Source organism: Rufibacter psychrotolerans (genome assembly GCF_016924645.1).
Taxonomy (GTDB): Bacteria; Bacteroidota; Bacteroidia; order Cytophagales; family Hymenobacteraceae; genus Nibribacter; species Nibribacter psychrotolerans.
Genome location: NZ_JAFFJV010000015.1, coordinates 1 through 13,393, shown reverse-complemented (window position 1 = coordinate 13,393; position 13,393 = coordinate 1). Strand labels below are relative to the sequence as shown.

Below are 13,393 nucleotides of genomic sequence, written 5' to 3'. Positions count from 1 at the left end.
CTTTTCAGATAAAACAAAAGAGCCGCATGATCTACCATGCGGCTCTTTTGTTTTAAGGGTATTTTCAGGAAATCAGCCCGAAAACAGATTAGGAGATCAACAATCAACCATTACCGCCGGCCGCTTTTGCGTTTGCTGGCCCCACCCGACTTGGTTTTCTTCCAGCCGGCCTTCTTGGCGTCCCGCACCTTGGCACCTTTGCCGATGTTCTCCCTAGGTGCCCGGGATTTTTTCTCGTGGAACGCGCCTTTGAAATCAGGGTTCTCTCTGCGTTTCTGATCGTCCAGTTCCCGGGCAATGGCCTGCTGCTCGTCAAAAGGAGTGTCATAGACTTGTACTTCAGCGGGCAGCGGCTCTTGTGGAATCTGCATTTTGATAAGCTTCTCAATGCGATGGATGTGGTGCATCTCGGCCTCGTTGGCGAAGGTGATGGAAGCGCCGGTTTTCTCGGCTCGTCCTGTCCGCCCGATGCGGTGTACGTAGTCCTCGTAAATGATGGGCACGTCAAAGTTGATCACGTGGCTTACGTCTACAATATCTATTCCGCGCGATGCTACATCAGTGGCCACTAAGTACCGCACTTCACCTTCCCTAAAGGCATCTACGGCATTGATGCGGGTGTTCTGGCCCTTGTTGCCGTGCACCACGCGTACGCCGCCTTCGCCTTTACGGTCCAGGAAAGAGCTCACGTTGTCGGCGTTGGTTTTACTGCGGGTAAAGATCATGACGCGGTTAAACGTCTCTTTGTCCTGGAACAGGTACTCCAGCAGCGCGATCTTGGTGCGCAGGTTAGGCACCTGGTACAGCACCTGGCTCACGGTTTCTACCGGCGTGGCTTGCGGGGTTACCTCCACTACCATAGGAAACTCCAGGAACTCCTCAGACAGCGTGTGCACCCGCTCGTGCATGGTCGCCGAGAACAGCAGGTTTTGGCGTTTACGCGGTATAATCTCCAGAATCTGCCGAATCTGCGGCATAAAGCCCATGTCCATCATCTTGTCGGCCTCGTCCAGCACCAGCGTCTTCAGCTCTTTCAACACCAACTCGCCTTTGCGGTATATGTCCATGAGCCGACCGGGCGTGGCTACCAGAATATCAATGCCGGCCTGAATGCGCTCAATCTGCGATTTGGGCCCAACGCCGCCGTAAATGCCCACGGTACGCAGGTCTAGGTAAGCGCTGAATTTCTGAATGTTCTCTTCAATCTGCAGCACTAGCTCACGAGTAGGAGCCAGGATCAGCGCCCGCGGGTGTTTGCCCTGGGCGTACTTTACTTTCATGAGCAGCGGCAATACATAGGCCGCCGTTTTGCCGGTACCGGTCTGGGCGATGCCCATCACATCATGCCCGGCCAGGGCCAGCGGAATGGTCTGCTGCTGCACGGGCGTAGGTTTCTCGTAGCCCAGCTCGGCAATGGCATTCAGGAGCTGACGGTTCAGTTTGAAGTCCTCAAACGTAAGGGTAGAAGTGCTTTCTTCGGCTTCTTTTGCCTCGTCTGCTTCGTTTTCTGCCGTTGGTTCGGCGGGTATATGCTCGTCCTGCTCAGTTGTCAGGTTTTCGTTTTCTTCGTCTATCATCAGCGCAAAGGTACGGGTTCTCTTTTAGATTACGTTTCTGGGCAGACTTTGTGAAAACGGGCGCAAGGCAAGGGCGGTTTTAAAGGACACTACGAGGTCCACCGCTGGCGCGAGCTTTTAGCTCGTGCCTTCTTTTGCTGATTTCTACTAGTGCTTGGCAGAGTAAATTCGGGAATGCGTGCGGACACGAGCGGGACGCTCGCGCCAGCGGATGCTCAAAAGACCTCGTAGTGTCCGTCAGGTTCTACGAGTGTCTTTGCCAACACCGTTTCTAACCGGTTTTCAGAAAAACAGGCTTGAAACGCAAGACTTAACCGAGGCAGCTTTATCTTAGCCCCATGAACAGCATCCTGATCAAAAACGCCCAACTGGTAAACGAAGGGCAAATCCAAGCGGCCGATGTGCTGGTGAAAGACGGATACATCCACGCCATCGGGCAAAACCTCAACGCAATTGCCGACACCGTGATAGACGCCAGAGGCCAGTACCTGCTGCCCGGCGTCATTGACGACCAGGTCCACTTCCGCGACCCGGGCCTCACATACAAGGCAGATCTGTATTCTGAACCCAGAGCTGCCGTAGCCGGCGGCGTGACCACCTTCATGGAGATGCCCAACACGGTGCCCAATGCTACCACGCAGGAGCTGTTGCAGGAGAAGTATGACACGGCCGCGCAGAAATCACTGGCCAATTACTCCTTCTTCATGGGCGGTACCAACGACAACCTGGAGGAGATTCTGAAGACCGATCCGCGTACCGTTTGCGGCATTAAGCTGTTCATGGGTTCCAGCACCGGAAATATGCTGGTAGACAATGTGCAGACACTGGAAGAAATCTTCCAGAAATCACCCATGCTCATTGCCACGCACTGCGAGGATGAGGCTACCATCAGAGCCAACATGCAACGGGCTATAGAACAGTACGGCGAAGAGAACATTCCCGTAAGCGCCCACCCGGTGATCAGGAGCGTGGAAGCCTGCTACAGATCTTCCAGCATGGCCATTGAACTGGCCAAAAAGCACAACACCCGCCTGCACATCCTGCACATTTCCACGGAAGAAGAACTCGCCTTGTTCCGTAATGACATTCCACTGGAGCAGAAACGCATCACTGCCGAGGTCTGCGTGCATCATTTATGGTTCGATGCTGCTCAGTACGAGACCTTGGGTGCGCAGATTAAATGTAACCCCGCCATTAAAGAAGCCCGCCACAAGCAGGCGCTGTTCCAGGGTTTGCTGGATAATAGATTGGACATCATTGCTACCGACCATGCACCGCATACCTGGGAAGAAAAGCAGTCTTCCACTTATAAAGGAACACCGTCTGGCTTGCCGCTGGTACAACATTCCTTGCAGGTGATGCTGGCCTTCTACCAACAAGGCAAGATTTCTTTGGAGCGGGTAGTGGAGAAAATGAGTCACGCCCCGGCCATCTGCTTCCAGGTAGAAAAGCGCGGCTTCATCCGGGAAGGTTACTGGGCCGATCTGGTGTTGGTAGACTTAGAACAAAGCCAAACCGTGACCAGAGAGAGCGTGTTGTACAAGTGCGGCTGGTCACCGCTGGAAGGCGAAACCCTGCCGGGCGTAGTGACGCACACCATTGTTTCCGGGCACTTGGCTTACCAGAACGGACAATTTGATGAGAGTAAACAGGGTGAGCGCGTGTTGTTTAGCCGCTAGAGGGAAAATTTTTGAAGAAAATTAGCGGTAGAAACTTGCGTTGAATAACCTAACCCACTACTTTTGCTATCCAATTACACGGTGGCCGTAGTTCAGCTGGTTAGAGCACCAGATTGTGATTCTGGAAGTCGTGGGTTCGAACCCCATCGGCCACCCCAAAAAGCTCCTGATTCGTCAGGGGCTTTTTTTGTTTTCGGGCGAAAGCGTATCAGGTAGCAAGTATCTCGTATCAGGACTATTGTTCTGAGAATGAGGCTTGCAAAGGATGATTGCTTTTGCCGGTTTTTAAGCTTACCAGATTTTAAAACAATCTTGCTACGTGATACCTGCTACTTGCTACGGGTACCGCATAACTGTAAAACACATGAGTCTATTAGTAATCGGGTCGGTGGCGTTTGATGCGCTGGAAACTCCGTTCGGGAAACGGGACAAAATCATCGGCGGAGCCGGAACGTTCATTGCCTTGTCAGCTTCCAACTTTGTGCAGCCGGTAAACCTGGTGAGCGTGGTGGGAGGCGATTTCCTGAAGTCAGACATTGAAATGATGCAGCGCAAAGGCATCAACACAGACGGGCTGCAGATCAAAGAGAATGAGAAATCGTTCTTCTGGTCGGGCCGCTACTTCAACGACATGAACAGCCGCGAGACGCTGGCTACGGAACTGAACGTGCTGGCTGATTTCGACCCGATTATCCCCGAGAGCTACCAGGACTGCAAATACCTGATGCTGGGCAACCTGGCTCCGCAGGTACAGCGCCAGGTGATTGAGCGCCTGAAAAACCGTCCTAAACTGATCGTGATGGACACCATGAACTTCTGGATGGACATCGCGCTGGAAGATTTGATCCAGACCATTGGTATGGTGGATGTATTGAGCATCAACGACGAGGAAGCCCGCCAACTGAGCGGCGAGTACTCTTTGGTGAAAGCCGCCAAGAAGATCATGGGCATGGGCCCTAAATACCTTATCATCAAGAAAGGCGAGCACGGTGCCCTGTTGTTCCACGGGGAAGAGGTGTTCTTCGCGCCAGCTTTGCCGCTAGAGGAGGTGTTTGACCCAACCGGAGCCGGCGACACCTTTGCCGGTGGGTTCATTGGTTACCTGGCCTCAACAGATGATATCAGCTTTGAGAACATGAAGCGCGCCGTGATCCACGGTTCGGCCATGGCGTCTTTCTGCGTAGAGCAGTTCGGGACCGAGCGCCTGGTGGATCTTCAGCCCGACGAGGTGGTAAGCCGCGTGCTGGAGTTTGTGAAGCTGGTGAATTTTCAACCGCAGAATGTTTAAAACCGTTTCGGGCCGGGTTTTCTGGAAACAGGCCTAAAACAACCCATAAAAGGAAAGGGGCTGCAGATGCGCATCTGCAGCCCCTTTCCTTTTATGGGTTTGAGAACGTTCTCCTGCTGTTACTGGGCCTGGAGCCACCGCCTGGCGCTCGCCATGTTGGTAAAGTACTGGATGGTGATGTCGCCCTTCCGGATGGCGGGCTGATTGGTGGCCTCCACGCTCACCTTCCCGAAGTAATCGGCCGGGGTGAGAAAGGCCATGTGCCTGACCCCCGCTTTGGTGGCCCGGGGAAACCAATCGCGGTCTATCCACTGCTGGCTTTCTTTCTGGATAATCCGGGTCTGGCGGGTGTCTACCAAAATCTTGGAATACCCGCTCTGCTGAATCAGGGCCAGGCTGCCCTCGGCAATCTCCCTGAACTCGGTGTGCTTCAGGAAACCCTCATAGGTGGCTACCACCGCTTTCAACTCCTTATCTACTTGATTTGCACTCATATACTGAACGAAGCCACTCTCGCAACGCTACCGTAGAACGTCAATGGCCCAGAAATTCTTACTACGTGTTTCAATCAGTTTTTACAAAAATGGGCCGAAAACAGGAAAAAAGCCCGAAATTTCTGCAAAGATTTACGCCACGTTTTCTTGAGGTGAACCATGATGCAGAAGAAAAATGATACCGGGTTGGCCATTTTTATTGGGGCCGTGGTGTTCCTGGCCCTGGAGGTGGCGGTCTATTACGGGCTGGTCACCTGGCTGGTGCCCACCGACCCCGAGGTGGAGGAACGGGGCGGCAGTATTGTGCGCAACTGGAACAAGGTCATGTACTTCATCCTGATTTACATGGGGGTGTTGGTGTCGGCGCTGTTGCTGGCCAGTTCGCAGGTGCCCCGGGCCTACCGCCGGCATGTGCTTTTCTGGTTTTACCTGTCGCTGCCCACCCTGCTGGTGATTCTGGTGCTGGCATTTAGCTGAAAAAAAGGTATACTTTTGCCCAAGCGGCTCGTATAGAAGGTATCAACTTAACCCAAAAGGAGGATTTTATGAGCAGCAATAAGAAGAATCACAGCGGAGAAAAGGATAACACCAAAGGCGGTTTTATTGATAACACAGACAAAAATCACCTGACCGATAACGACCCGGCCCTGAACCCAGAAAGCAAGTATTTCCGCTCCAAGAACGGAAGCACTACCATTCAGGATGAGCGGAGCCTGTCCAGAACCGGGAACAACAACCGCGAAGGCGTGAACCGCGCCTACGGCGATGGCGGTGACCGCCCGCGCAGCAACCCAAGCGACAACCAGGTAGACCGCGGTAAATAAGCACCGCAACAAATAAGGTAAACAAAAAGAGGCTGCCCCGTAAGGCAGCCTCTTTTTGTTTTGTGGTCTGGCCTTGCCTCTAACCGAACATTGCCGACTCAAGACTCAGCACTCAAGACTCAGGACTCTCCCGCAACGTGCCGGTAAAGCAGCTCAGAAACGCGGGCCATGGCCGCAATGCCCGCTTTGTCGTCTTTCAGGTCTTTGGAGAGCAGCACCAGTACGTAGGAGCGCCCGTTGGGCAGGAACACAATGCCCGAGTCGTGCCGTACGCCGGTGATCCAGCCGGTCTTGTGGGCCACTTTCACGTCTTGGGGCAGCCTGGCGGGAATGATCTCTTTGTATTTCTGGTCCAGCAGGATCTTGATCATTTCCTGCGAGGCTTCGGGGCTTACCGCCTTTCCCCGGGCTATTTTCTCAAACAGCACCAGCAGGTCATAGGCGGTGGTGGTATTGTTAAGGCCCTGCCGGTACGCCTTGGTGTCTTCCACGCCGCGCCGCACCTGTATGTCCTGGGCGCCCAGATCACGCATGGTTTGGGTGACGTTCCGGGCGTCTAGTTGCTCAATCACGAGGTTGGTGGCCAGGTTGCTGCTCAGGATGATCATCCGGTAAAGCAGCTCAGAGAGCGGCAGTTTCCGGCCTAGGTGCTGGTAAATCTCCTGATCGCTGTCGCTGGCCGCGCCAATGCTGAAGAGGCTGCCATCCACGATGCTCTTGAATTGATCCTTCACCAGAACAGAGTCATGGAGGGAGAACCGGCCCTCGGCCGCTTGGTTGTAGGCCTCAATGAGCACCGGGGTTTTCATGGTACTGGCGGCGTGGAAGCTCTCGCGCTCGTTGAGGAGGAGTTCCTGGCCGGTTTTCAGGTCTTTGAACGCCACGGCGAAGGTGCCGGGCTGCTTTGCTAGTTCGGCAAGAATCTCTTCCCTGAGCTGGTTCATGTTGTGGCTGGGTTTAGTGGCGGTGCAGCCTAGCAGCAAGACGGCCAGGGCAAGCAGGTAGGAGTAGGGGCGCATGCGGGTATGGTTTGGCTCTTAAGTTAAAGAAGTGCGGCAACTCTTGCGGCAGAAAAGTTGAAAAACGTTTCGGGCCCGTTTCTTTGAAAACAGGCCCGAAACAAGGGTAGGCTAGAAGTCCTGCTTTAACCAAAGTTTGAAGTTGCCTCTTTGCGCCGGCGTGGCGGCCGGGTTCCTGCTCACTTTGTACACCGGCAGGTGGAGCTTGCCGTCGGGCGCAAGGCTGACGGTGTGCAGTTTCTTCTGCCGGAAAAGCGTCAGCTCCACCTCGGCCTGGAGCGCCATCAAGTTGGGCAGGTTGTTGTTCTCCAGCTTGCGGCCGTTCAGGGCAACCAGTTCATCGTCCACTGATAAGACTTCCGCCGCCGGCGACTCTGGGGCAAGGTAACTTATCACCGGCGTAACCGAAGGGGCAGGGTTCAGCCGGAAGCCGTACAAACTCTCATAGGCCAGGGGCGAAGGCAGCTTCTCCAGGCGGCAGCCCACGTGCTCCAGGGCGGGTGCCAGCCACTCCTCAAACGGGGCGGTGCCAAAGATCATCTCCTGAAAGTACTGCTCCAACGGCACGCCGGCCACCGCTTCGGCCAGCCGTTGGTAGTCTTCCTCGGTGTAGCCAATGCCCCGTTGGCCGAAGTCCTGCCACATGCGGCGCATCACGTCGTCCAGGGAGCGGGTGTTTTGGGTGACTTTTCTGATTTCCAGGTCTAGCACCAGCGCCGCCAGGCAGCCTTTGTGGTAGATGCTCACCTTGCGGTCTGGAATACCGGCTTTGTACCCGTCCAGCCAGGTGTCAAACGAAGAATCGGCCACGGAGAGGTTCTTTTCGCCCTGGTCGGCGGTGTGGCGTTTAATCACCGTGTCCAGTTCCTGAAAATACTGGTCGGCGGTGAACACCCCGCTCCGGGCCAGCAGGTAATCGCCGTAATAGGTGGTCACGCCCTCGGCCACGTAGCCGGTCCTGAAGTAGTTCTCGCGGGTGAAATCATAGGGCAGCATCTCCTTGGGCCGGATTTGCTTGATGTTCCACGTGTGGAAAAGTTCGTGGCAGCTTACGCCCAGCAGTTCTTTGTAGAGGTCGGGCTGCATTAGTTTCTCCGCCGGCCCCAGCGTGATCACGGTGGAGTTGAGGTGCTCTACCCCGTGGTAGTGCGCGTAGGGCAAGATGAGGTTCAGGAAATGGTAGTCCGGCACCGGGAAGGTCTCAAACAAGGCCAACTGCTCCCGGGTGAACGCCCTGAAGTGCGGGAGCAGTTTGTCCCAGTCGGGCCGGCAGTCGCCCTGAAACCACACGTGGAACGGAATGCCCTGCTCTTCATAGACCTGGTGCTGCAGCGTGGCGCTGGCCATGAACGGCGAGTCTACCAGATGGTCAAAGTCCCGGGCTACCAGGGTATGGGGCTCGGTTTGGGGCAGGCCGCAGGCAATTTGCCAATCGGCCGGAAGGTCCAGAGACAGCGTGCAGGGCTCCTGTTCCTGGCCCTCAGCGGTGAGCAGGCAGTTGACCGGGTTCACGTACAGAAAATCGGGGGCCAACCAGGAGCCGCCCGCGTCCATCTGGCGGGCAAAGAAGTTGTAGTGCACTTCAATGCGGGAGTGCCCTTGGGTGTCTACGCGCCAGCGGTCCTTGGTCACCTTCCGGAAGGGCAGGGGCGAGCCGTCTGGTGCGGTTACGGCAAAGCCCTGCAGTTTTTGGGCAAAGTTCTGCAGTTCATACCGCCCGGGGCGCCAGGCAGGCAGCTGCAGGAAAAGCGCTGGTGCGGAAATGTTCTGGAGGGTGGTCTTGATTTGCAGATAGCCCGAAAGCGGGTTCTGGAAGGAAATATGGTAGTGCGGCACGGTTTCTTTTGCTTTGGGTGGTTCACTTAAAACGAAAGTAGTGCGTTTTTGACCTGTTTTCCAGAAAATAGCCGGAAAACGGAAGCTCTTTATGGTGGAATGGTCAATTAGATTCCTCCTCTGGAGGAGAAAAGCATATATGAACCCCAACTGCGATTTACCGGGGCCGTGCGCATGAACCCACCCCTATCCCTCCCAGGAGGGGAGTAATCAGCAAAAGCAGCAGGGGAAAGTGCTACCCCGGGAGGGGTAGGGGTGGTGGGATATCAGAAGGAGGACAAATTACAGGAGTGTTCCTTTTAAAAGGAAGTGCGCCGCAAGAAGTAAATCTCTACGCAACAAGAGGTGCTCCGCAAACCATAAACTCCGTTTAGCCAGCTTCTGTTTTTCAGCGCTTTTCCGGAAATTGGCTCCAAAACGCGCTGAAACGAGTATTCTGGATTTAGGAAGCCGTGGGGTGGGTGCGGAAACGTGCAAATAATCAAATTAAAAAGTGTGGCAAGTCTTGCTTTATCAAAATGCCTTTTATAATTTTGCAGGCCTTAATAAAATGTTTAGTGTGAGATGAAAAGAACATTCCAACCTTCGCAACGCAAAAGAAGAAATAAGCATGGTTTCCGCTCTAGAATGGAGACTGCCAATGGTCGTAGAGTATTAGCTAGCAGAAGAGCTAAAGGCCGTCACAAACTGACCGTTTCTGACGAAAGAAGACACAAAGCCTAATTTTTCTGATTAGCTCGCTGCAAGGCGCCTTGCGAATGGGTACCTTCACTGAACATTCTGCAGAAGAGCAACCGCTTTCCCATACCTTCAAGAAAGAAGAACGTTTACGGAGCAAGAAGCTGATTGACCAGCTCTTCCGTGAAGGTTCTTCTTTTAATTTATACCCTCTGCGGTTTGTGGCGCTGCACGTGCCGGAGCCCTCAGACGTTCCCGTGCAGGTGCTGGTGTCGGTGTCAAAGCGCCACTTCAAGAAAGCCGTGGACCGCAACCGCCTTAAGCGCCAGATGCGCGAGGCGTACCGGCTGCACAAACCCGTGGCGCTTCCGTCTAATAAGGAGGGCGGCACGTGGTACATTGCCATTCTGTACATAGGCAAAGAAAAAAATCCTTTCAATCTTATCTGTAAAAAACTAAATTCAGGATTGGAGCGTTTGTTTTCAAAGTAGTCTCCTTTTTTCCGTTTTTTCACTGCAGCAGATATGTTGAAGAAAACTTTTGCCGGCCTTCTGGTGGCGGGCACGGCGTGGGGCCTTTTCTCCTTTACGTCCGGCACTAATGAGCGGTATTTTGACATCGCCAAGAACCTGGACATCTTCGCTACGCTCTTCAAGGAGGTGAACACGTATTACGTTGATGACGTTGCCCCTTCCAAGCTGGTGCGCACGGGCATTGACGCCATGCTCAAATCACTGGACCCTTACACCAACTACATCCCCGAGGACGATATTGAAGACTTCCGTACCATGACCACCGGTCAGTACGGCGGTATTGGCGCCCTGGTGGGCAAGCGGGAGGGCCGCACCATCATCTCTCTGCCGCATGAGGGCTCACCGGCGCAGAAAGCCGGCCTTATCATTGGCGACGAGATCCTGAAGATTGACGGCGTTGACCTTTCCAAGAAAAACGACAACGAGGTAAGCAAGCTGCTCAAAGGCCAGGCCGGCACGGTGGTGAAACTGGAGATCAAGCGCTTTGGTCAGGATAAGCCCATGATGATAGATGTAACCCGGGCCAATATCCAGATCAACAACGTGCCTTACTACGGCATGGTGACGTCTGACATTGGATACCTTCAGCTTTCGGGCTTCACGGTAGACGCGGGCCGCGAGGTGCGCAGCGCCGTTGCCAAGCTCAAAGAGCAGGGAGCCAAGAAGATAATCCTGGACCTGCGCGACAATCCCGGCGGGCTGTTGAACGAGGCGGTCAACATCTCTAACCTGTTCCTGCCCCGGGGTAAAGACATTGTGAGCACCAAGAGTAAGGTGACTGACTGGAACAAAATGTACAAGGCCCTGGATGAGCCGCTGGACGTGCAGGTGCCCCTGGCCGTGCTCACCAGTTCCAACAGCGCCTCGGCGGCAGAGATTGTGGCCGGTGCCCTGCAGGATTATGATCGCGCGGTTTTGATTGGGGAACGTACCTTTGGGAAAGGCCTGGTGCAGATGACGCGTCCGCTTTCGTATAACTCCCAACTCAAGGTGACCACCGCTAAATATTACATCCCCAGTGGCCGGTGTATTCAGGCCATTGACTACGCCCACAGGGCCGCCGATGGCTCGCTGCACAAAACCCCAGATTCGCTGCGGGTGGCGTTCAAGACAGCCAATGGCAGAGTAGTGTATGATGGAGGCGGCATCAGTCCGGACCTGGAGGTGAAAGACCAGTCTGTGCCGGACATTATCCGCAAGCTGGTAAGCAAGAACTATATCTTTGACTATGCCACCCGTTTCAGGGCAGCTAACCCTACCATTGGGGCGGCCAAAGACTTCCGTCTGTCAGATGCAGAGTATCAGAAGTTTGTTGCTTACCTAAACGGCAAAGACATCTCTTACTCTACCGACGTGGAGAAGGCGCTTGACAACATGGTTGCCAAGGCCAAGGAAGACAAGCACTATGAAGAGGTGAAGGCCGATATTGAGCAGATCCGTAAAAAAGTGGCCACCAACAAGAGCAATGACCTGGTTCGGTTCAAGGCGGAGATCACAGAACTGCTGGAGCAGGAGATTGTCTCAAGGTACTACCTGCAGAAAGGCTTGGTAGAATCTACCTTCAATGATGACAAGAACATTCTTGCCGCGGTAGAAGTGCTGAACAACCCTGACAAGTACCAGACCCTGCTTACCGTGAGCGCTAAGAAATAGAAAACACTCTATATATATAGTATCGTAAGGGCAACTGGCAACGGTTGCCCTTTTGTTTTAGAATAGCGTAGCTTTGCGGGGTAATTGCTGCTTAGTGTTGTAGATCCATGGCTTATATCCTTTCCTTAGAAACTTCTTCGTCTGTTTGCTCGGTGGCCCTGCACCAAGACCGGCAGCTACTTTCCTACGCTGAGCTGCAGATGGAAAAGTCCCACTCCTCTCATATTACCATAATGGTGCAGCAGGTGGTAGAAAATGCGGGTATCAGGCTAGAGCAAGTAGATGCGGTGGCGGTATCGGGCGGTCCTGGTTCCTACACCGGATTGCGTATTGGTTCCGGCACGGCCAAAGGCTTGTGCTATTCGCTCGATAAGCCCCTAGTCTCAGTGGGTACTTTGGAGGCCATGGCGCGACAGGTTATCTCCGGAACGCCAGCACCCAACCGGTACCTGTTCTGTCCCATGATAGATGCCCGCCGTTCTGAAGTATATACCTGCCTGTTAGATCATGCCTTGGGAGAAGTTTTGCCCGTGGAACCACTTATTCTGGAGCCAACCAGTTTTGCCCGGGAATTAGAAAAACAGCCCATTATCTTCTTCGGGAGCGGAGCCGCCAAGGCCCGGGCGTTATTACCCCCTCACCCGAACGCTTTGTGGGTAGAAGATGTTAAACCTACAGCCAAAGCCATTGGCGAACTAGCCTTTGCCAAGTTGCAGGCAGCGCAATTAGAAGATGTGGCCTACTATGAGCCATTTTATTTAAAAGAAGTATATATCACAAAACCCTTAGGGAAATAAAGTAGATATGGAAGAGTTTGTAAACCGAGTAGCCAACAGCGGGCTTGTTACCCTTAACTTGGAAGAATACCTGCATCCCGGTGAGCGTATGGTCTATGATATCAAAGACAACCTGTTTCATGGCTTGATGCTGCGGGAAAAAGACTTTCGGGCTTTTGTGAAAGAGCATGACTGGTCACAATACGCCGGGAAGAACGTAGCCATAATCTGTTCTACAGACGCCATTGTGCCTACCTGGGCCTACATGCTGCTGGCAACTAAGTTGCAGCCGTTTGTGAACCGCTATGTGTTTGGCGACTTAGATGCCCTGGAGCAAGCCTTGCTGCAAGATGCCATCTCAAAGATCAATCCTGAAGAGTACCATGATGCCAAAGTGGTTATCAAAGGCTGCGGACAAATACCGGTTCCTACTTTTGCTTATGTAGAGATCATGCAAAAGCTGTTACCCGTAGTAAGTAGCATCATGTACGGCGAACCCTGTTCAACGGTACCGATCTATAAGAAGCCGAAGGAGAAAGTGGTTGCGTCATAACTTAGTACAGGAACATGGAAGTAAAAAGGAGCCTCTTACAGGAATAAGGGTCTCCTTTTTGTTTGGAAGAGGCGTGAAGTTTTAGGCGTTTTTTTCTGGAAACAGCCTGAAAACAGGGTGCCTGCTACTGGCGGATGGGCGTAACGGAGAAGGTCTCCCTCGTCCCCGCCGCCGAAAGACCCTCCAGGGACCGGCCGCAGGGCGGGGACTGGCCAAAGGGAGAAAGCCTTGAAAAAAACTGCTCCCGGTTGAACTTCGGGGCATCAGGTTTGGTTCTTGCCTAGGCGCCGGCCGGGAAGCCCCCCGCCGCGGCCTAAGCCCAGGCGGGTTCGGGTAGAAAAAAAGTTCGCCCCGCCCCCTTGCGGTCCCGGAATAGTTCGCTACCTTTGCAGCCCCTTCGGGAAAGGAGGTTGCTCCGCCGAATGGGCGGAGAAAAAATAAGAAAAAAGTGTTGCAAAGTGAAAGGAGCTTCTTACCTTTGCA

13 protein-coding genes and 1 tRNA gene are annotated in these 13,393 nt (G+C 53.8%); 10 read left to right on the top strand and 4 right to left on the bottom strand.

Annotated elements, in window-relative coordinates; translation table 11 throughout:
* Window positions 1-110 precede the first annotated feature (110 nt).
* Window positions 111-1,577: a DEAD/DEAH box helicase gene (locus JT718_RS14495; protein WP_205503433.1), complete on the bottom strand. Its 1,467-nt coding sequence runs from the start codon at window positions 1,575-1,577 to the stop codon at window positions 111-113.
* 338 nt (window positions 1,578-1,915) lie between these two features.
* Between JT718_RS14495 and JT718_RS14490 the strand changes: the two genes are divergently transcribed.
* The 3 genes from JT718_RS14490 (at window position 1,916) to JT718_RS14480 (ending at window position 4,544) form a co-directional block, all read left to right on the top strand.
* On the top strand, window positions 1,916-3,256 hold the full coding sequence (locus JT718_RS14490) for a dihydroorotase (RefSeq protein ID WP_205503432.1): 1,341 nt from the start codon (window positions 1,916-1,918) through the stop codon (window positions 3,254-3,256).
* An 81-nt stretch (window positions 3,257-3,337) separates the two neighbouring features.
* Window positions 3,338-3,414, top strand: a tRNA-His gene (locus JT718_RS14485).
* A 206-nt stretch (window positions 3,415-3,620) separates the two neighbouring features.
* On the top strand, window positions 3,621-4,544 hold the full coding sequence (locus tag JT718_RS14480) for a PfkB family carbohydrate kinase (protein WP_205503431.1): 924 nt from the start codon (window positions 3,621-3,623) through the stop codon (window positions 4,542-4,544).
* 119 nt (window positions 4,545-4,663) lie between these two features.
* Here the strand turns inward: JT718_RS14480 and JT718_RS14475 are convergent, their stop codons facing one another.
* A complete protein-coding gene (locus JT718_RS14475) occupies window positions 4,664-5,038 on the bottom strand; it encodes an STAS/SEC14 domain-containing protein (RefSeq protein WP_205503430.1) in 375 nt (124 codons plus the stop codon).
* A 159-nt stretch (window positions 5,039-5,197) separates the two neighbouring features.
* Here JT718_RS14475 and JT718_RS14470 point away from each other — a divergent pair, with 159 nt between their 5' ends.
* Together JT718_RS14470 and JT718_RS14465 are read left to right on the top strand one after the other, a co-directional pair.
* On the top strand, window positions 5,198-5,515 hold the full coding sequence (locus JT718_RS14470; protein ID WP_205503429.1) for a hypothetical protein: 318 nt from the start codon (window positions 5,198-5,200) through the stop codon (window positions 5,513-5,515).
* Between the two features lie 68 nt (window positions 5,516-5,583).
* Window positions 5,584-5,862, top strand: a complete 279-nt coding sequence (locus JT718_RS14465) for a hypothetical protein (protein WP_205503428.1) — start codon at window positions 5,584-5,586, stop codon at window positions 5,860-5,862.
* A gap of 119 nt (window positions 5,863-5,981) precedes the next feature.
* Here the strand turns inward: JT718_RS14465 and JT718_RS14460 are convergent, their stop codons facing one another.
* Window positions 5,982-6,881 carry a serine hydrolase gene (locus JT718_RS14460; RefSeq protein ID WP_205503427.1) on the bottom strand — a complete coding sequence of 300 codons (900 nt, stop codon included), beginning with the start codon at window positions 6,879-6,881 and terminating at the stop codon, window positions 5,982-5,984.
* Between the two features lie 111 nt (window positions 6,882-6,992).
* Window positions 6,993-8,717, bottom strand: a complete 1,725-nt coding sequence (locus JT718_RS14455) for a M61 family metallopeptidase (protein WP_205503426.1) — start codon at window positions 8,715-8,717, stop codon at window positions 6,993-6,995.
* A 564-nt stretch (window positions 8,718-9,281) separates the two neighbouring features.
* On the opposite strand from JT718_RS14455, the gene rpmH reads away from it, so the two are divergent.
* The 5 genes from rpmH to JT718_RS14430 all read left to right on the top strand — a co-directional run bounded on the left by rpmH (window position 9,282) and on the right by JT718_RS14430 (window position 12,910).
* Window positions 9,282-9,440, top strand: coding sequence for a 50S ribosomal protein L34 (gene rpmH / locus JT718_RS14450; RefSeq protein WP_071885432.1), 159 nt, complete (start codon window positions 9,282-9,284; stop codon window positions 9,438-9,440).
* Between the two features lie 35 nt (window positions 9,441-9,475).
* Window positions 9,476-9,886, top strand: coding sequence for a ribonuclease P protein component (rnpA, locus tag JT718_RS14445; RefSeq protein WP_205503425.1), 411 nt, complete (start codon window positions 9,476-9,478; stop codon window positions 9,884-9,886).
* 33 nt (window positions 9,887-9,919) lie between these two features.
* On the top strand, window positions 9,920-11,581 hold the full coding sequence (locus JT718_RS14440; protein ID WP_205503424.1) for a S41 family peptidase: 1,662 nt from the start codon (window positions 9,920-9,922) through the stop codon (window positions 11,579-11,581).
* A gap of 107 nt (window positions 11,582-11,688) precedes the next feature.
* A complete protein-coding gene (gene tsaB / locus JT718_RS14435; protein ID WP_205503423.1) occupies window positions 11,689-12,378 on the top strand; it encodes a tRNA (adenosine(37)-N6)-threonylcarbamoyltransferase complex dimerization subunit type 1 TsaB in 690 nt (229 codons plus the stop codon).
* Between the two features lie 7 nt (window positions 12,379-12,385).
* Window positions 12,386-12,910, top strand: coding sequence for a DUF2480 family protein (locus JT718_RS14430; RefSeq protein WP_205503422.1), 525 nt, complete (start codon window positions 12,386-12,388; stop codon window positions 12,908-12,910).
* Window positions 12,911-13,393 lie beyond the last annotated feature (483 nt).

Coding starts and splice junctions, on each gene's coding strand:
- JT718_RS14495 (WP_205503433.1), bottom strand. CDS start 1,577: ATGATAGACGAAGAAAACGAAAACCTGACAACTGAGCAGGACGAGCAT.
- JT718_RS14490 (WP_205503432.1), top strand. CDS start 1,916: ATGAACAGCATCCTGATCAAAAACGCCCAACTGGTAAACGAAGGGCAA.
- JT718_RS14480 (WP_205503431.1), top strand. CDS start 3,621: ATGAGTCTATTAGTAATCGGGTCGGTGGCGTTTGATGCGCTGGAAACT.
- JT718_RS14475 (WP_205503430.1), bottom strand. CDS start 5,038: ATGAGTGCAAATCAAGTAGATAAGGAGTTGAAAGCGGTGGTAGCCACC.
- JT718_RS14470 (WP_205503429.1), top strand. CDS start 5,198: ATGATGCAGAAGAAAAATGATACCGGGTTGGCCATTTTTATTGGGGCC.
- JT718_RS14465 (WP_205503428.1), top strand. CDS start 5,584: ATGAGCAGCAATAAGAAGAATCACAGCGGAGAAAAGGATAACACCAAA.
- JT718_RS14460 (WP_205503427.1), bottom strand. CDS start 6,881: ATGCGCCCCTACTCCTACCTGCTTGCCCTGGCCGTCTTGCTGCTAGGC.
- rpmH (WP_071885432.1), top strand. CDS start 9,282: ATGAAAAGAACATTCCAACCTTCGCAACGCAAAAGAAGAAATAAGCAT.
- rnpA (WP_205503425.1), top strand. CDS start 9,476: ATGGGTACCTTCACTGAACATTCTGCAGAAGAGCAACCGCTTTCCCAT.
- JT718_RS14440 (WP_205503424.1), top strand. CDS start 9,920: ATGTTGAAGAAAACTTTTGCCGGCCTTCTGGTGGCGGGCACGGCGTGG.
- tsaB (WP_205503423.1), top strand. CDS start 11,689: ATGGCTTATATCCTTTCCTTAGAAACTTCTTCGTCTGTTTGCTCGGTG.
- JT718_RS14430 (WP_205503422.1), top strand. CDS start 12,386: ATGGAAGAGTTTGTAAACCGAGTAGCCAACAGCGGGCTTGTTACCCTT.